12 protein-coding genes, 16 tRNA genes and 3 rRNA genes are annotated in these 16,747 nt (G+C 44.0%); 6 read left to right on the top strand and 25 right to left on the bottom strand.

The annotated features are described in order from the left end of the window. Window positions 1–102 precede the first annotated feature (102 nt). Complete coding sequence (locus MHB79_RS04570) at window positions 103–2,043, bottom strand: LTA synthase family protein (RefSeq protein WP_003210978.1); 1,941 nt, start codon at window positions 2,041–2,043, stop codon at window positions 103–105. Between the two features lie 533 nt (window positions 2,044–2,576). On the opposite strand from MHB79_RS04570, the gene MHB79_RS04565 reads away from it, so the two are divergent. From MHB79_RS04565 to MHB79_RS04545, 5 genes are all read left to right on the top strand, one after another. Next, window positions 2,577–3,380: a DUF2262 domain-containing protein gene (locus MHB79_RS04565; RefSeq protein ID WP_340989150.1), complete on the top strand. Its 804-nt coding sequence runs from the start codon at window positions 2,577–2,579 to the stop codon at window positions 3,378–3,380. An 18-nt stretch (window positions 3,381–3,398) separates the two neighbouring features. Continuing rightward, on the top strand, window positions 3,399–4,088 hold the full coding sequence (locus MHB79_RS04560; protein ID WP_340989148.1) for a DUF1963 domain-containing protein: 690 nt from the start codon (window positions 3,399–3,401) through the stop codon (window positions 4,086–4,088). Between the two features lie 65 nt (window positions 4,089–4,153). Beyond that, window positions 4,154–4,423, top strand: coding sequence for a hypothetical protein (locus MHB79_RS04555; protein WP_113386887.1), 270 nt, complete (start codon window positions 4,154–4,156; stop codon window positions 4,421–4,423). Window positions 4,424–4,550: 127 nt separating this feature from the next. Continuing rightward, complete coding sequence (locus MHB79_RS04550) at window positions 4,551–4,742, top strand: hypothetical protein (protein WP_003212265.1); 192 nt, start codon at window positions 4,551–4,553, stop codon at window positions 4,740–4,742. A 54-nt stretch (window positions 4,743–4,796) separates the two neighbouring features. Beyond that, complete coding sequence (locus tag MHB79_RS04545) at window positions 4,797–5,342, top strand: histidine phosphatase family protein (protein ID WP_268459678.1); 546 nt, start codon at window positions 4,797–4,799, stop codon at window positions 5,340–5,342. Window positions 5,343–5,378: 36 nt separating this feature from the next. Here the strand turns inward: MHB79_RS04545 and MHB79_RS04540 are convergent, their stop codons facing one another. The 22 genes from MHB79_RS04540 to MHB79_RS04435 all read right to left on the bottom strand — a co-directional run bounded on the left by MHB79_RS04540 (window position 5,379) and on the right by MHB79_RS04435 (window position 15,057). Beyond that, complete coding sequence (locus tag MHB79_RS04540; protein WP_340989145.1) at window positions 5,379–6,077, bottom strand: hypothetical protein; 699 nt, start codon at window positions 6,075–6,077, stop codon at window positions 5,379–5,381. Window positions 6,078–6,332: 255 nt separating this feature from the next. Continuing rightward, a complete protein-coding gene (locus tag MHB79_RS04535) occupies window positions 6,333–7,127 on the bottom strand; it encodes a phosphotransferase (protein ID WP_340989144.1) in 795 nt (264 codons plus the stop codon). A 325-nt stretch (window positions 7,128–7,452) separates the two neighbouring features. Next, a tRNA-Leu gene (locus tag MHB79_RS04530) sits at window positions 7,453–7,534 on the bottom strand. Window positions 7,535–7,570: 36 nt separating this feature from the next. Next, window positions 7,571–7,659: transfer RNA gene (locus MHB79_RS04525), tRNA-Leu, on the bottom strand. Window positions 7,660–7,672: 13 nt separating this feature from the next. Beyond that, a tRNA-Cys gene (locus MHB79_RS04520) sits at window positions 7,673–7,743 on the bottom strand. Window positions 7,744–7,748: 5 nt separating this feature from the next. Next, a tRNA-Gly gene (locus MHB79_RS04515) sits at window positions 7,749–7,823 on the bottom strand. Between the two features lie 7 nt (window positions 7,824–7,830). After that, window positions 7,831–7,902 (bottom strand) — tRNA-Gln (locus MHB79_RS04510). Between the two features lie 9 nt (window positions 7,903–7,911). Then, window positions 7,912–7,987: transfer RNA gene (locus tag MHB79_RS04505), tRNA-His, on the bottom strand. Between the two features lie 30 nt (window positions 7,988–8,017). Beyond that, window positions 8,018–8,091, bottom strand: a tRNA-Trp gene (locus MHB79_RS04500). A gap of 13 nt (window positions 8,092–8,104) precedes the next feature. Then, a tRNA-Tyr gene (locus tag MHB79_RS04495) sits at window positions 8,105–8,189 on the bottom strand. Window positions 8,190–8,204: 15 nt separating this feature from the next. Next, window positions 8,205–8,277, bottom strand: a tRNA-Thr gene (locus MHB79_RS04490). Window positions 8,278–8,283: 6 nt separating this feature from the next. Continuing rightward, window positions 8,284–8,359, bottom strand: a tRNA-Phe gene (locus tag MHB79_RS04485). 18 nt (window positions 8,360–8,377) lie between these two features. Continuing rightward, a tRNA-Asp gene (locus tag MHB79_RS04480) sits at window positions 8,378–8,454 on the bottom strand. A gap of 48 nt (window positions 8,455–8,502) precedes the next feature. Beyond that, window positions 8,503–8,579 (bottom strand) — tRNA-Met (locus MHB79_RS04475). 15 nt (window positions 8,580–8,594) lie between these two features. Continuing rightward, window positions 8,595–8,670 (bottom strand) — tRNA-Val (locus tag MHB79_RS04470). Window positions 8,671–8,702: 32 nt separating this feature from the next. Further along, window positions 8,703–8,777: transfer RNA gene (locus MHB79_RS04465), tRNA-Glu, on the bottom strand. A gap of 17 nt (window positions 8,778–8,794) precedes the next feature. After that, a tRNA-Ser gene (locus MHB79_RS04460) sits at window positions 8,795–8,885 on the bottom strand. A gap of 4 nt (window positions 8,886–8,889) precedes the next feature. Further along, a tRNA-Asn gene (locus tag MHB79_RS04455) sits at window positions 8,890–8,964 on the bottom strand. 9 nt (window positions 8,965–8,973) lie between these two features. Beyond that, window positions 8,974–9,089, bottom strand: a 5S ribosomal RNA gene (gene rrf / locus MHB79_RS04450). Window positions 9,090–9,198: 109 nt separating this feature from the next. After that, window positions 9,199–12,129: ribosomal RNA gene (locus tag MHB79_RS04445) — 23S ribosomal RNA — on the bottom strand. Between the two features lie 182 nt (window positions 12,130–12,311). Then, window positions 12,312–13,860: ribosomal RNA gene (locus MHB79_RS04440) — 16S ribosomal RNA — on the bottom strand. The 16S, 23S and 5S rRNA genes sit together here with 16 tRNA genes alongside, the layout of an rRNA operon. 318 nt (window positions 13,861–14,178) lie before the next feature. Continuing rightward, on the bottom strand, window positions 14,179–15,057 hold the full coding sequence (locus MHB79_RS04435) for a nucleotidyltransferase-like protein (RefSeq protein WP_340989143.1): 879 nt from the start codon (window positions 15,055–15,057) through the stop codon (window positions 14,179–14,181). 190 nt (window positions 15,058–15,247) lie between these two features. Between MHB79_RS04435 and MHB79_RS04430 the strand changes: the two genes are divergently transcribed. Further along, window positions 15,248–15,595, top strand: coding sequence for a YgzB family protein (locus MHB79_RS04430; RefSeq protein ID WP_003217804.1), 348 nt, complete (start codon window positions 15,248–15,250; stop codon window positions 15,593–15,595). 34 nt (window positions 15,596–15,629) lie between these two features. Here MHB79_RS04430 and perR read toward each other — a convergent pair whose 3' ends face one another. Continuing rightward, window positions 15,630–16,067: a peroxide-responsive transcriptional repressor PerR gene (gene perR / locus MHB79_RS04425; protein WP_003217782.1), complete on the bottom strand. Its 438-nt coding sequence runs from the start codon at window positions 16,065–16,067 to the stop codon at window positions 15,630–15,632. A gap of 157 nt (window positions 16,068–16,224) precedes the next feature. Then, window positions 16,225–16,692: a thioredoxin-dependent thiol peroxidase gene (gene bcp, locus MHB79_RS04420; RefSeq protein ID WP_003217794.1), complete on the bottom strand. Its 468-nt coding sequence runs from the start codon at window positions 16,690–16,692 to the stop codon at window positions 16,225–16,227. Between the last annotated feature and the right edge of the window lie 55 nt (window positions 16,693–16,747).

Raw genomic sequence — 16,747 nt, 5'->3', positions numbered from 1 at the left:
GCATCACGCTTGTATCACCCTAAATATAAACATAATTTGCCAACAAATCAAGCGATGAGAGAGAAAAAGGCAAGCACCCTTCTGTGCTTGCCCAAAACTCAGTTACTTAGTAGAAGAATCCTCTTCTTTTTCTTTTGATTTACCATAGAAATAATCAGATGGATTCACTGGTTTAAAATCAGACAGCTTATGGAATCGAAGAAGATCCCTATAAAGCACTTTATCTGAAAGGCTTAACTGATTATCGACACGGGCTTTAATCGCCTCTGTCTTTTTATTTTGTTTCACAACTTTACCTGTTTTTGTATCATAGACAGTGTTATCTACAAGTGTATATTTTGGTGTCACATAGTTTCCGTTACGGAATGCAACAGTTTGATCATGTTTCTTAGAGAATAGATCTGTTCCAAAATTCACATACTCATTTGAATCAATACCTTGTAAGTGAAGAAGCGTAGGCATCACGTCTACTTCACCACCATACGTATGGTTCACGCCGCCCTGTTTGCCAGGAATACGAATCATGAGTGGTACACGCTGGTTTTGAGCATTTTGATAAGGTGTAATTTCTTTCCCTTGAATTTCGCTCATTGCACGGTTATGGTTTTCAGAAATACCGTTGTGATCACCATATAATAAAATGACAGAGTCTTTATACATACCTGATTTTTTCAAGTCTTTAAAGAATTGCTCTAATGACTCATCTAGATACCTTGCTGTTTGGAAGTAGTTATCTACTGTTTTGTCACCAGTTGTTGCCTTAGCAATCGTCGCATCTTTTTCATCTAAATTAAATGGATAGTGATTAGTCAATGTCATTAAATGTGCATAAAATGGCTTTTTCATTGATTCTAGCATCGGGATTGATTCTTTGAAGAATGGTTTATCCTTCAGACCCATATTCACAAGATTTTCTTCATCCATGTTGTAATGTGAAGCATCGAAGAATTGATCATATCCCATATGTTTATAAATCGTGTCACGGTTCCAGAAAGATTTATAGTCGCCATGAAGCACTGCGCTCGTATAGCCTGCTTTTTGATCTAGGATAGCAGGGAGTGATTGGTAAGTATTTTCACCTTTTGTCACAAACGCTGCTCCCTCTGGCAAGCCGAACATACTATTATCCATCATCAGTTCAGCATCAGCTGTCTTTCCTTGACCTGTCTGATGGAAGAAGTTATCAAAATACGTAAAGTCCTCTTTCCCATGAGCCAGCTTGTTTAAAAACGGTGTCACTTCTTCTCCATTTAGTTTGTAGTCAATTAAGAAAGACTGGAAGCTTTCTAAATGGATTTTAATGATGTTTTTCCCTTTTGCTTTACCGAAATACTCTGCGTTTGGCTTCGCATAGTGAGAAGCTGTATAGTTTACAACATCCGTTAAATCTTCACTGCTCGCATTTGCTACCTGTGTTGCATTTTGTGCTGATTGTACTCCGTCATAAATCGTATAATTATAAACACCTAAATATTTGACAACATACTTATGATCAAATGTTCTTGTTAATAATTCTGGACGGTCCTTTTCAGCTAAATGAAGGTTTACAAAGAACAGTCCTACACCTGCAGCCACAATCAACAGTGCAAATGTCTTTTTCATTTGGAATTTCTTCACTTCTGGTCTCCAGATCACAATCGCAATCAAGATAATGATATCAAGGAAATATAAAAGGTCATGCGGCTTAATACTAGATAACACACCGCCAGTCATGCCTCCTCCAAGATTGCCTGCTTGCTTCATTGTGGAGAAAGTCAAAAAGTCATCAAAGAAACGGTAGTACGCTACATTCGCATATAAAAGTGCGGTCATAATAAAGTCAATCACAATTAATACTATGGCAGATTTACGACCCTTCAAAAAGAGAGCCAGTCCCAAAAACACAATGGCTGAACTAAATGGATTTAATAAGAGAAGACCCTCTTGAAAAGAACCTTTCACTCCTAAATTAAAGTCCATTTTGTAGGCTGCATACGATTTCGCCCAAAATAAAAGGACAGCCAATACAAAAAAGCTATATTTGTTCGCAAATATTTTTTTCATAAAACCTCTTCTTTCTTATTATCGTTCTGATATAAATGAAATCATAAAAAATTTACATTGATTTTGCAAATGTAAATCTTCTTCACCAAGCATTCCCGATGCTCTGTTTCCGCCGGATATGTGTGCTCCGTTAATATAACGTATGAGAAGCATCATAGGTTTCAAAAAAATACGAGTAAATAAAAGGAAAAATATCCATTTACATTTCATTTACACACACTTTGCAATTCAATAGATGAAGAAGGGTTTGTAAATCACTCAGTACTACTTTACTTTTTTCATCTATTCGTGTCAAAGTAATTATAAAGAAAAGGAAGAATAACCTAGGCTTTTCGACTCATTTACCCAAATATATACAAAATTCGATACATAACATATTCGTATTTATTGTGACTCAACCTCCAATCATCCATGTATTTTCTCTCCTTCTGACAATCTAAAAAAGTTTTAAGCAAAAAAAGCTTGATTTCTCCTCCTCATGTGCGGTGTGATAAAGATATAGATTTTCAACAAATCAGGCTGGAGGACATCACATGAAACATAACAAACAAATTAACGCATTTGAAAAACGATTTTCAGAAGAAATAGATCACATCATTGCTGTCACAGGACCTTCAGGAGTAGGTGCAGGAAAAGCCGGACAGGAAGCTCTTTGGACCGCTTCTATTCCACTGATTGCATGGAAGGAAAAAGACTTCGTTACAACAGAAAACATAAGACTCTGCTGGTTAACAGATGAAGAGGGATTAAGGGAAAAGCAGGCACAATTACCTAAAGAATCAATCGTGACACTTCAGGTCCGAAAAGGTGAAGGTGAGTTCATGCTTGTATCACTCATCGATACAGATACACAGGATGAAGAGCTGCAAGAGATACTAGAAGAAGCCCAAAAACCTGTCTTTTATCATGATGACCTGCTGGGCACCTTTGAATTAGTGAAAGGACTAGACTTATTTGAAACAACGATCCAGTGGAGTAATCAAGAATGCCTGCTCTACTTCAACCTCGAAGAAGATGAAAAAATAAACGACTCTCTTCGAACCGCTAGACAACTCATGAAAGAGAAGACCACATGGGATGCTTCTATTAAATCATTTGCAGCAAATCAGCTGCTTGAATTAGCTAAAGACTGGCAGGAGCAAGATGACTCCGCTGAAACACAAGAAGAGCTTACGCTGGATCACTTTATAAGCCGCATCTCACTTGAAAGTCTGCATGCTTACCCAGATGGAGAGTTTGAAGTCTACTGTCATGACGGTGATTTATTTTGGGGACATGTCATCATTGTCTCAGGCAATATCAATGGCACGTTTCAAGATGCCCACATTGCAGGCTAAAGATTGGCGGGATAAATAATGGAGATCAAGGCTTTTCATGAATTAAAGCAAATTGGAAAAACACCCGTCGTGGCTAAGATTGGCGGCTTTCGTCCTGATCCAGCAGCACACAGCTGGTTTGCCGGCCATTTCTTCATCCACCCCGATCAAGGCTGGCCCATAGATCAAGATGGCGTCATGATTCCGATCTTACAAATTTATTTACCTGAAGTGCCAGGAGGATTGAACGAATTCAATGAATGTAAAATGATTCAAATCTTTCTCAACCAGAAAGCACTTCCGATGGATATTACCAAAAACGGCGAGGGCTGGAAGCTCATTGAATATGCAGATATGGAAGGATTAGAAGTAGTTGAAACTCCTGAAGAAGTGAGAGGACTCAAACCCTTTCAAATCCAATGGAACGAAAATGAGCAAAAGGACTTCCCTTGCTGGGAAGAAGCTTGGTCATATGTCGATTTATCAGAAGTGAATAAAAGTGAAGAAGCGACGGACCACTTCTTTAATCAATACACAAATTATTCGTTCACAAAAATCGGTGGATATGGGGCGTATATTCAATCTCCACCCCATCAACAACAAGGCGAATTCATGCTGCAAATCGCCTCAGAAGAAAAACCTCGGTTCATGATTGGTGATAATGGCACGATGTATTTCTATTACGACAAAGACACAAAAGAATGGTTTATGCATTGGGATTGTTTTTAAAGTTTTATTGAATGAAACCTTTCCTCCTTCTAAGCGTAGGAAATAATATGGAAGGAGGAACCAACATGGGATTCATTTTCGATATCTTTTCACTTGCTGTATATATCCCTTTTCTACAGGTAGATGAAGAGGATATCTCTAGAAACGCAGCCCATCTCAAAAAACATAGCTGGTTTCATGAGTTATTAAATGATCCAGCTTACAGGCATCTCATCATTTATCATCCAGATGTCCGCCAAGTCATTGGCAGATGTAACACAGATAAACTTCATCAGAAGCGATACAACTTAAAATGCGAACGTAAAGTGCTGAAAGCATTACGTCGTGCCAAGTAAATGGACAAAAGGGCCTTGCTTTCCTATGGCTCTTTTCATCGTTCTCTAAGAAAACATTTGACGCCTGGACAACTCTCCCCGTATATTATGTATAAATCCATCTTTTTCATAGAAAAGGGGGCTTTACATGCGCTTGTTTAAGTACTGGAGAAAAAAGCAGCCTAAACAACAGATCATCTCAGAAATGAAAGAAGACAGCATCCCAATCAACTTCTCCACACTTCCCTTTGGTACAGACACAGTAGATGATTTTTTGTTCAACTTAGACCTCACCTCGAAGCTCACAGATCCCTATAAAGAAACAGATCCGAACAAATGAACCTATCCTCATCCTCCTGGATGATTTTTTTATACTCAATGAAAGGTGTGGCCCATGAAAACATATTATATCGTCAGACACTGCCAAGCAACTGAACAATCCGAGGATGCGTATTTAACGCCACAAGGCATCGCACAATCTCATGCACTAGCACAGTTCTTTTCCGGCATTCACCTCAATAAGATCATCTCAAGTCCCTATAAGCGAGCGATCCAAACCATTGAGCCTCTTGCTCATGCAAAACAACTCGAGGTACAAATTGATCAGCGTCTCTCTGAACGTGTGTTAAGCAGCAAACCAATGGACGATTGGTACGAGAAACTAAAGCTCAGTTTTACGGACTTGCATATGACCTGTGAAGGCGGAGAATCGAGCCAAGAAGCGATGAATCGTATTGTAGAGGCACTCTATGAACAAATAAAATTAGGAAAAAATCATACTCTATTCGTCACACATGGCAATCTTATGAGCCTGCTTCTTAAACATGCCGATCCCACGATTGGATTCAAAGAGTGGGAGAAGCTAAGCAATCCAGATGTCTATGTCCTGAAATATTTCAAACCAGATCATATAGAAATAGAGCGTATATGGCATAACTAAACGGCAGAATGAATTCTGCCGTTTCCTCATCTATTGTTAATAATAAAAAGCCTCTACCCACTCATACGGCTTCTTACGCTCCGCACACCATTTCATGAAGCCTCTTGTCTCCGTTTGCTGAAATTTCTTCCAGTCCGATAAAAGCTGATCATAATAGGCTGCTTGTTTTTCAACATTGGTACGAATCCTTTTATCTTCGATCAGCATCATGACATCTTCAATGCCTTGAATTCGCTCTTGATCTTTCTCATAGGTGCTTAAATAAAGATCTTCATGTATATGATGAAACGAATACCACAAAGCCGATAAATAGGTTTCGCAAATTTGTACAATGACACGCTGCTCCTTGCTACCTCCAAGCTCTAGTGCCTTCAATAAATAGGGCAGCCCTTCTCCCTGATGCACAAACAAGCCCTGCCAGCGATACGGTCTCACATCCATAGGATCAACCTTCTCCCACTCTTGCAGAACAGGCTGAATCACCCCAATGATCAATGGATACACAAGCAAATGATGACCATCCTCAAACCGTTCAATCTTTTCAAACAGCCAAGCAACAAATGAACGCCGTGCTGCAAATTCGCTCTCCTTCATTTCTTCAACAAAAAACCGAAGAACCTTTAACGCATCTTTACGCAGACCCTGTTCTTTCTTCACACAGTACTGTCTAAAAAGCGGATAATCATGTGATCCCTCGTCTTCAATGATGGTCTGTAATATCGTCTTCATTTGCAAGTTAACAACTCCACCTTTTTACATTCTTTCTATTTCTCATTTATCTTTGAATCATAAACCTGATTCCTTAACACTGATTCACCCATTCTAAATAACGCCTTTGAATCACTTTTTTGATTTTATCGTAGTTCTCCCAACTATCTTTAACATAATATACGCCTTCAGCTTCTGGAAATGTCTCCTCCTTATTTAAGCGTGATAAGAGTGGTATAAACACCTAATTGGTCTTTGACTTTTAGAAGGCTCTTGGCATCCTCAAATCCATTCTTTTCGGTGTTCATGAATGAATTGAATGTCTTTTTGATAATGTTCAAGGTGCCCCTCATGAATCATTTTTTGAAAAGCTATATCACCTTCACTCGCTTTTCGTTTCATGTACTGACATAACCCTTTTAAACGCAGCAGCACCATATCCACATAATCTTCTGCTATTTCCTCACCATAAGCTTCAAAAAACAGTTTCACTCTATGCTTTATCTGGTCTGCATGTTCTGATGAATGGTAGTTCACGATCTCTCCTGTTTCTGTGCGAAAAAACCTACTGAGAGGTACACAAGTATACAGAGTATATGCGATATCCCACAGCCTTGGACCAGGAGCAGCTACATCAAAATCAATGATTCCTACTGGTTTTTCATTATTGAAAATGATATTGTACATAGCAAAATCATTATGGCACACAACCTCTATGTTGTTAGGCGTATTGTCCATTCGTTCCCAATCGTCTGAAATGGGAAAATCACGAACAGCATCATGATACAGTCTAAGCATTCTCGCTATTTCTTTTAAGGCATGGTGAGAGCACATGTATTCTTTTAAGGGATCATGACCGGCTACGCCTTCAATGAAGGACAATATCTCTCTACCTTTTTCATCAACCCCTAAAAACTTTGGAGCATAGGAGAAATTCTTTTTTTCTAAATGCTTTAGCAGCTTTTGTATATTGATATTGTCTGACTTTACTTCTCGACGAACCGTATCTCCAGAACGATATACGTTCGAGACATTGCCACCTGTCAATAACTCTTCATGATCATTTTGTTTTTTCATAAATTCTCCCCTCAAATTGGGTCACAATGATGATGTTAGCTAAAGATGTGTATGTACCCACAAATATTCATTTAGTTACACAAAAGTATTTCACTGTTTTATGTGAATGCGCTACCCCATTTTGTTTCCTTACATGGTTAAATGTATCTTATCAAATGTTGCAAATCATCTAAAGATTATTCTGCTAAAAGAAGTACATGCTCATTATTTTCTAATAGGTTTCTATTTTTATCTAAATAACTCATTTAAACCACAAAAAAACGTTTCACCACAAGGGTGAAACGTTAGGTTGACGGTAAAAACCGATCATGAAATTATTAATAGATACCGGTGGCCGGGGTCGAACCGGCACTCCGTGAGGAACACGATTTTGAGTCGTGCGCGTCTGCCAATTCCGCCACACCGGCATGATCATTAAAGAGCGCAACTTATGATAAAAAACATGGTGCCGAGGGCCGGACTTGAACCGGCACGGTAGTCACCTACCGCAGGATTTTAAGTCCTGTGTGTCTGCCAATTCCACCACCCCGGCAGTCTTTTCAAAAAGGCGACACCCGGATTTGAACCGGGGATAAAGGTTTTGCAGACCTCTGCCTTACCACTTGGCTATGCCGCCATTATTGGAGCGGAAGACGGGATTCGAACCCGCGACCCCCACCTTGGCAAGGTGGTGTTCTACCACTGAACTACTTCCGCGAATCAACTGGGCTAGCTGGATTCGAACCAACGCATGACGGAGTCAAAGTCCGTTGCCTTACCGCTTGGCTATAGCCCAATAATAAAATGGGGCGATTGATGGGAATCGAACCCACGAGTGCCAGAGCCACAATCTGGTGCGTTAACCACTTCGCCACAACCGCCATAGATGTTATGAATCATATTAAGAAAATTGGCAGGGGCAGTAGGAATCGAACCCACACCGGAGGTTTTGGAGACCTCTGTTCTACCTTTAAACTATGCCCCTATGAAAATAAAAATGGTGGAGGGGGGCGGATTCGAACCGCCGAACCCGGAGGGAGCGGATTTACAGTCCGCCGCGTTTAGCCACTTCGCTACCCCTCCACATTTGAAAAACAGTGCCGGCAAGAGGACTTGAACCCCCAACCTACTGATTACAAGTCAGTTGCTCTACCAATTGAGCTACACCGGCAAATAGTGGTGGCTCGGGACGGAATCGAACCGCCGACACACGGATTTTCAGTCCGTTGCTCTACCAACTGAGCTACCGAGCCAAGTATTTATTTTAAAAATGGCGGTCCGGACGGGACTCGAACCCGCGACCTCCTGCGTGACAGGCAGGCATTCTAACCAACTGAACTACCGGACCATTTTGGTTGCACTCAATGAGCACTCCCCATTGGTGTATAAAATAATTTGGTTGCGGGGGCAGGATTTGAACCTGCGACCTTCGGGTTATGAGCCCGACGAGCTACCGAACTGCTCCACCCCGCGATGATATAAAAGATATGGTGGAGGATGACGGGCTCGAACCGCCGACCCTCTGCTTGTAAGGCAGATGCTCTCCCAGCTGAGCTAATCCTCCGAATAAAAAACACTGGTGTATATTCTATAAAATGGTGACCCGTACGGGATTCGAACCCGTGTTACCGCCGTGAAAGGGCGGTGTCTTAACCGCTTGACCAACGGGCCCTTTATTATGTAAATTGTGGCGGAGAGCAAGGGATTCGAACCCTTGAGACGGGGTTACCGCCTACACGATTTCCAATCGTGCTCCTTCGGCCACTCGGACAGCTCTCCAAATTGGCTCCGCAGGTAGGATTCGAACCTACGACCGATCGGTTAACAGCCGATAGCTCTACCACTGAGCTACTGCGGAATGAAGAAAGCCTGGCGATGTCCTACTCTCACAGGGGGAGACCCCCAACTACCATCGGCGCTGAAGAGCTTAACTTCCGTGTTCGGTATGGGAACGGGTGTGACCTCTTCGCCATCATCACCAGACAATTTAGTGACAAAAGATATTATACTATGTATTGAAAATAAATCAAGAGATATTTAAAAAATGTTCTCTCAAAACTAGATAACAATGTTCAAACTTCACATTAGAATATAGGTTAAGTCCTCGATCTATTAGTATCTGTCAGCTCCACGTGTCACCACGCTTCCACCTCAGACCTATCAACCTGATCATCTTTCAGGGATCTTACTTCCTTGCGGAATGGGAAATCTCATCTTGAGGGGGGCTTCATGCTTAGATGCTTTCAGCACTTATCCCGTCCGCACATAGCTACCCAGCGATGCCCTTGGCAGAACAACTGGTACACCAGCGGTGCGTCCATCCCGGTCCTCTCGTACTAAGGACAGCTCCTCTCAAATTTCCTGCGCCCGCGACGGATAGGGACCGAACTGTCTCACGACGTTCTGAACCCAGCTCGCGTACCGCTTTAATGGGCGAACAGCCCAACCCTTGGGACCGACTACAGCCCCAGGATGCGATGAGCCGACATCGAGGTGCCAAACCTCCCCGTCGATGTGGACTCTTGGGGGAGATAAGCCTGTTATCCCCGGGGTAGCTTTTATCCGTTGAGCGATGGCCCTTCCATGCGGAACCACCGGATCACTAAGCCCGACTTTCGTCCCTGCTCGACTTGTAGGTCTCGCAGTCAAGCTCCCTTGTGCCTTTACACTCTGCGAATGATTTCCAACCATTCTGAGGGAACCTTTGGGCGCCTCCGTTACATTTTAGGAGGCGACCGCCCCAGTCAAACTGCCCACCTGACACTGTCTCCCTGCCCGATAAGGGCAGCGGGTTAGAAGGTCAATACAGCCAGGGTAGTATCCCACCGATGCCTCCACCGAAGCTAGCGCTCCGGTTTCCAAGGCTCCTACCTATCCTGTACAAGCTGTACCAACATTCAATATCAGGCTGCAGTAAAGCTCCACGGGGTCTTTCCGTCCTGTCGCGGGTAACCTGCATCTTCACAGGTACTATAATTTCACCGAGTCTCTCGTTGAGACAGTGCCCAGATCGTTGCGCCTTTCGTGCGGGTCGGAACTTACCCGACAAGGAATTTCGCTACCTTAGGACCGTTATAGTTACGGCCGCCGTTTACTGGGGCTTCAATTCGCACCTTCGCTTACGCTAAGCGCTCCTCTTAACCTTCCAGCACCGGGCAGGCGTCAGCCCCTATACTTCGCCTTACGGCTTCGCAGAGACCTGTGTTTTTGCTAAACAGTCGCCTGGGCCTATTCACTGCGGCTTCTCGGGGCTTTAACACCCTAAGAAGCACCCCTTCTCCCGAAGTTACGGGGTCATTTTGCCGAGTTCCTTAACGAGAGTTCTCTCGATCACCTTAGGATTCTCTCCTCGCCTACCTGTGTCGGTTTGCGGTACGGGCACCTCTCACCTCGCTAGAGGCTTTTCTTGGCAGTGTGGAATCAGGAACTTCGCTACTAAATTTCGCTCGCCATCACAGCTCAGCCTTCACGGGAAACGGATTTGCCTATTTCCCAGCCTAACTGCTTGGACGCGGATATCCAATACCGCGCTTACCCTATCCTCCTGCGTCCCCCCATTGCTCAAATGGTGAGGAGGTGGTACAGGAATATCAACCTGTTGTCCATCGCCTACGCCTTTCGGCCTCGGCTTAGGTCCCGACTAACCCTGAGCGGACGAGCCTTCCTCAGGAAACCTTAGGCATTCGGTGGACGGGATTCTCACCCGTCTTTCGCTACTCATACCGGCATTCTCACTTCTAAGCGCTCCACCAGTCCTTCCGGTCTGACTTCACAGCACTTAGAACGCTCTCCTACCACTGTTCGTAAGAACAGTCCGCAGCTTCGGTGATACGTTTAGCCCCGGTACATTTTCGGCGCAGAGTCACTCGACCAGTGAGCTATTACGCACTCTTTAAATGGTGGCTGCTTCTAAGCCAACATCCTGGTTGTCTAAGCAACTCCACATCCTTTTCCACTTAACGTATACTTTGGGACCTTAGCTGGCGGTCTGGGCTGTTTCCCTTTCGACTACGGATCTTATCACTCGCAGTCTGACTCCCAAGGATAAGTCATCGGCATTCGGAGTTTGACTGAATTCGGTAACCCGGTAGGGGCCCCTAGTCCAATCAGTGCTCTACCTCCGAGACTCTTACCTTGAGGCTAGCCCTAAAGCTATTTCGGAGAGAACCAGCTATCTCCAGGTTCGATTGGCATTTCACCCCTACCCACACCTCATCCCCGCACTTTTCAACGTGCGTGGGTTCGGGCCTCCATTCAGTGTTACCTGAACTTCACCCTGGACATGGGTAGATCACCTGGTTTCGGGTCTACGACCACGTACTCATGCGCCCTATTCAGACTCGCTTTCGCTGCGGCTCCGCATCTTCTGCTTAACCTTGCACGGGATCGTAACTCGCCGGTTCATTCTACAAAAGGCACGCCATCACCCTTTAACGGGCTCTGACTACTTGTAGGCACACGGTTTCAGGATCTATTTCACTCCCCTTCCGGGGTGCTTTTCACCTTTCCCTCACGGTACTGGTTCACTATCGGTCACTAGGGAGTATTTAGCCTTGGGAGATGGTCCTCCCGGATTCCGACGGAATTTCACGTGTTCCGCCGTACTCAGGATCCACTCTGGAGAGAACAACATTTCAGTTACAGGGCTGTTACCTTCTTTGGCGGGCCTTTCCAGACCTCTTCGCTTATATCGTTCCTTTGTAACTCCGTATAGAGTGTCCTACAACCCCAAGAGGCAAGCCTCTTGGTTTGGGCTGTTCCCGTTTCGCTCGCCGCTACTCAGGGAATCGCATTTGCTTTCTCTTCCTCCGGGTACTTAGATGTTTCAGTTCCCCGGGTATGCCTTCTCATACTCTATGTATTCAAGTATGGATACTACTCCATTACGAGCAGTGGGTTTCCCCATTCGGAAATCTCCGGATCAAAGCTTGCTTACAGCTCCCCGAAGCATATCGGTGTTCGTCCCGTCCTTCATCGGCTCCTAGTGCCAAGGCATCCACCGTGCGCCCTTTCTAACTTAACCATTTCTTACTTTAGAAAGAATCACTATGTGTGATGAACTTTGCATTGCATTCAATGTGAATGTATTACTTATTGTTATCTAGTTTTCAAAGAACAATCCTGTCTCGCTAGAGACATGTCTTGAAGGAATGATCCTTCAAAACTAAACAAGACGAAAACGCACACTGCTCCATATATCCTTAGAAAGGAGGTGATCCAGCCGCACCTTCCGATACGGCTACCTTGTTACGACTTCACCCCAATCATCTGCCCCACCTTCGGCGGCTGGCTCCATAAAGGTTACCTCACCGACTTCGGGTGTTGCAAACTCTCGTGGTGTGACGGGCGGTGTGTACAAGGCCCGGGAACGTATTCACCGCGGCATGCTGATCCGCGATTACTAGCGATTCCAGCTTCACGCAGTCGAGTTGCAGACTGCGATCCGAACTGAGAACAGATTTATGGGATTGGCTAAACCTTGCGGTCTCGCAGCCCTTTGTTCTGTCCATTGTAGCACGTGTGTAGCCCAGGTCATAAGGGGCATGATGATTTGACGTCATCCCCACCTTCCTCCGGTTTGTCACCGGCAGTCACCTTAGAGTGCCCAACTAAATGCTGGCAACTAAGATCAAGGGTTGCGCTCGTTGCGGGACTTAACCCAACATCTCACGACACGAGCTGACGACAACCATGCACCACCTGTCACTCTGTCCCCGAAGGGAAAGCCCTATCTCTAGGGTTGTCAGAGGATGTCAAGACCTGGTAAGGTTCTTCGCGTTGCTTCGAATTAAACCACATGCTCCACCGCTTGTGCGGGCCCCCGTCAATTCCTTTGAGTTTCAGTCTTGCGACCGTACTCCCCAGGCGGAGTGCTTAATGCGTTAGCTGCAGCACTAAGGGGCGGAAACCCCCTAACACTTAGCACTCATCGTTTACGGCGTGGACTACCAGGGTATCTAATCCTGTTCGCTCCCCACGCTTTCGCTCCTCAGCGTCAGTTACAGACCAGAGAGTCGCCTTCGCCACTGGTGTTCCTCCACATCTCTACGCATTTCACCGCTACACGTGGAATTCCACTCTCCTCTTCTGCACTCAAGTTTCCCAGTTTCCAATGACCCTCCCCGGTTGAGCCGGGGGCTTTCACATCAGACTTAAGAAACCGCCTGCGAGCCCTTTACGCCCAATAATTCCGGACAACGCTTGCCACCTACGTATTACCGCGGCTGCTGGCACGTAGTTAGCCGTGGCTTTCTGGTTAGGTACCGTCAAGGTGCGAGCAGTTACTCTCGCACTTGTTCTTCCCTAACAACAGAGCTTTACGATCCGAAAACCTTCATCACTCACGCGGCGTTGCTCCGTCAGACTTTCGTCCATTGCGGAAGATTCCCTACTGCTGCCTCCCGTAGGAGTCTGGGCCGTGTCTCAGTCCCAGTGTGGCCGATCACCCTCTCAGGTCGGCTACGCATCGTCGCCTTGGTGAGCCATTACCCCACCAACTAGCTAATGCGCCGCGGGTCCATCTGTAAGTGACAGCCGAAACCGTCTTTCATCCTTGAACCATGCGGTTCAAGGAACTATCCGGTATTAGCTCCGGTTTCCCGGAGTTATCCCAGTCTTACAGGCAGGTTACCCACGTGTTACTCACCCGTCCGCCGCTAACATCCGGGAGCAAGCTCCCTTCTGTCCGCTCGACTTGCATGTATTAGGCACGCCGCCAGCGTTCGTCCTGAGCCAGGATCAAACTCTCCGAGGTATGCAGGATGCATATCACACATGCGTTGCTACACGATGTAGCGAACTTAGCATGTGATCATTTCCTGCCTCGTCAGCGTTTGACTGACTACCTATGATGTTTCATAGGATTTTTTTATAAAAACTCGAATTAACAGGTACGTTTTGTCTTGTTTAGTTTTCAAAGATCATCTCCGTCGTCTCTCAGAGGCGACTTTCTCAATATAACATTTCGACGCTATGTGCGTCAAGTGTTTTTTAGAATTTCTTTTTGTCAGCTTTTCTTCCAAAGCAACTTGTTTGCTCGTTAGCGACGTATAATAATATACCATCATAATATTCAGGCGTCAATATTTTTTTTCACAAAATATCCTCGATGATAGATTTTTTGCCCCTTTGTCTCAATCGGCTCCACCTGAACAATTCCTTTTTCCACAAAGAAATCAATCATGACGCTAAGGTCAGGCGTGAAATACTTGAGGTCAGGATGCGCGAGAAGCTCGCCAAAAAGCCATATATCTTGCTGTTCCATGACATGACGCAAATGAGCGGCGCCAATTTCTGCTTTTGAATGGATCAAAAAGTCATTTGCTAAAAATAAAAGTTCCAAACGCTTATGAAGGCTTTCGTGGCTTTCAATGAGTTCTGAATAAAGTTTATATACTTCCGGTTCCATATGACGCACCTGATTCCAAACTGTCACTTCTGGGTGGAAACCTTTATCGATCACTTCAATACGTGCCAAATGATGCAGAGCATGCACAATTGAATTATATGCATCAAGGAATTGATTTGACTCAAAAAATGCTTTTCCTTCTATATATCTGCGAATAAGCTTGCCGTATTCTAAACCGATTTTAAGTTTGCGGTTTGAAAATGGGAATGTACTCAGGTCATCAATTAAGTTGAAAATATATTCATTTCGATCAAATAGGACTTTCCCATTCAAAATCCAATCAATGATTCGGCGGTTCGTGCCAAGGGTAATCCATTCCTTCAACTGCTCATCTGTGACAACATTTAAAGAAGCTGTTTGGTGATCGGATTCATAGTGCTTGATAAATAACGGCTCTTCCGCTTCTTTTACAATGACTAGAAGTGCTGCATCAAAGTTATCCGTCTCAGAAGATACCTTGTGTCTTCTTTCTACTATAATCACAGCCAATGTGTCTGGGTGACTTGCTCTCTCTTGATAAATAGGACGGAGAAGATTTTCCATAGTGATTCCTCCAATACTCGGGTGTAAAGTTCTTCTCTAATGCTATGTATTTCTCCTCATAGAATCAAAATTCCTTCAATTCAAGAAAAAAGATCATTGAATCATTATAAGCAATTTATTCACAAAACTCTATAACTAATTCAAACAGAAAGGTAAAATGTGCTATATTGGAGACAAGGGGGGGCTAGGGATGGCGAAATACTCCAGTAAGATTAATAAAATCAGAACATTTGCACTCAGTTTGGTTTTTGTTGGCTTTCTGATCATGTATATCGGTGTGTTCTTCAAGGAATCGATTTGGCTGTCGACTTTCTTTATGCTGCTCGGCGTCTTATCGATCGGATTGAGTACAGTGGTTTACTTTTGGATCGGTATGCTTTCTACGAAGGCAGTCCGTGTCGTATGTCCAGGCTGTGAGAAGGAAACAAAAGTGCTTGGGCGGGTGGACATGTGCATGCATTGCAGAGAGCCGCTTACACTCGATCCAGCATTAGAAGGCAAAGAGTTTGATGAATCCTACAATCGAAAAAAGTCATAAAAAAAGCTGACCATTTAACCGGTCAGCTTTTTCATTAATGATTTTCTTTTTTCGCACATTCTTGACAAGTCCCATAGATCTCCAAGCGATGATGACTGACTGTAAAGCCCGTCACATGGGATGCAAGCTGTTCAACTTCATCAAGGCCAGGATAATGAAAGTCCACTATTTTTCCGCAGTTTTCACAAATCGCATGGTAATGGTCAGATGTCGCAAAATCAAATCGGCTTGAGGAATCACCGTACGTTAATTCCTTTACTAATCCAGATTCCCGGAAGACTCGTAAATTGTTGTAAACCGTTGCGACACTCATATTTGGAAATTTCCCTTCAAGTGCTTTATATATATCGTCCGCGGTTGGGTGAGTCATAGAATTTACGAGAAACTCCAAGATGGCATGGCGCTGCGGAGTAATTCGAACACCGGTTTCTTTTAAAGCATCTAAAGCGTCTTTTAGTTCGTGAGCAGCCATTTCATCATGCACCTCTCTTCAAAAATATTCTTATATTGTAATCTTTATAATTAGTGTACCCCCAGAGCCGAATCTTTGTCAATTACAATCCTCTTTTTTACCTATTCTTCTTCACAAAAAAGACCGGCATGTCTGCCGGTCCTATCCTGTGATGATATTAAGCGTGAGATTTTAGTTCCTCAAGCGCTTCTTCTACGTGGTCTTTCACCTTAACTTTTCTCCACTCTTTCACCAGCGTTCCTTCTTTATTAATAAGAAACGTTGAACGTTCGATGCCCATGTATTCTTTGCCAAAGTTCTTTTTCAGCTTCCATACTCCAAAGGCTTCGGACAATTTCTGTTCATCGTCTACAAGAAGTAAGAACGGTAAATCATGTTTTTCTTTAAACTTCTGATGCTTATCCTGACTGTCTGGGCTTACGCCGATAATGACAGCATCTAATTCTGCAAAGCTTTGATGGCGATCGCGGAAATCACATGCTTCTGTTGTACAGCCGGGTGTCATATCTTTTGGATAGAAATAAAGGACAATATGTTTTCCTTTAAAGTCAGAAAGCTTTACTTTCTCCCCGTTGTCACCGGTTAATTCGATTTCAGGTACTTGCTGGCCTACTTCGATTGTCATGACACAATCCCTCCAACCCATTTTTTAATAGCCTATCCAATTTTGAAAGGATATT

The organism is Bacillus sp. FSL M7-0558 (genome assembly GCF_038003245.1).
Classification (GTDB): domain Bacteria; phylum Bacillota; class Bacilli; order Bacillales; family Bacillaceae; genus Bacillus; species Bacillus pumilus.
The sequence above is the reverse complement of the archived record's forward strand: the minus strand, read 5'-3'. Positions and strand labels throughout refer to the sequence as shown.

Coding starts and splice junctions, on each gene's coding strand:
- MHB79_RS04435 (WP_340989143.1), bottom strand. CDS start 15,057: ATGGAAAATCTTCTCCGTCCTATTTATCAAGAGAGAGCAAGTCACCCA.
- MHB79_RS04430 (WP_003217804.1), top strand. CDS start 15,248: ATGGCGAAATACTCCAGTAAGATTAATAAAATCAGAACATTTGCACTC.
- MHB79_RS04535 (WP_340989144.1), bottom strand. CDS start 7,127: ATGAAAAAACAAAATGATCATGAAGAGTTATTGACAGGTGGCAATGTC.
- MHB79_RS04550 (WP_003212265.1), top strand. CDS start 4,551: ATGCGCTTGTTTAAGTACTGGAGAAAAAAGCAGCCTAAACAACAGATC.
- perR (WP_003217782.1), bottom strand. CDS start 16,067: ATGGCTGCTCACGAACTAAAAGACGCTTTAGATGCTTTAAAAGAAACC.
- MHB79_RS04560 (WP_340989148.1), top strand. CDS start 3,399: ATGGAGATCAAGGCTTTTCATGAATTAAAGCAAATTGGAAAAACACCC.
- MHB79_RS04555 (WP_113386887.1), top strand. CDS start 4,154: ATGGGATTCATTTTCGATATCTTTTCACTTGCTGTATATATCCCTTTT.
- MHB79_RS04545 (WP_268459678.1), top strand. CDS start 4,797: ATGAAAACATATTATATCGTCAGACACTGCCAAGCAACTGAACAATCC.
- bcp (WP_003217794.1), bottom strand. CDS start 16,692: ATGACAATCGAAGTAGGCCAGCAAGTACCTGAAATCGAATTAACCGGT.
- MHB79_RS04565 (WP_340989150.1), top strand. CDS start 2,577: ATGAAACATAACAAACAAATTAACGCATTTGAAAAACGATTTTCAGAA.
- MHB79_RS04570 (WP_003210978.1), bottom strand. CDS start 2,043: ATGAAAAAAATATTTGCGAACAAATATAGCTTTTTTGTATTGGCTGTC.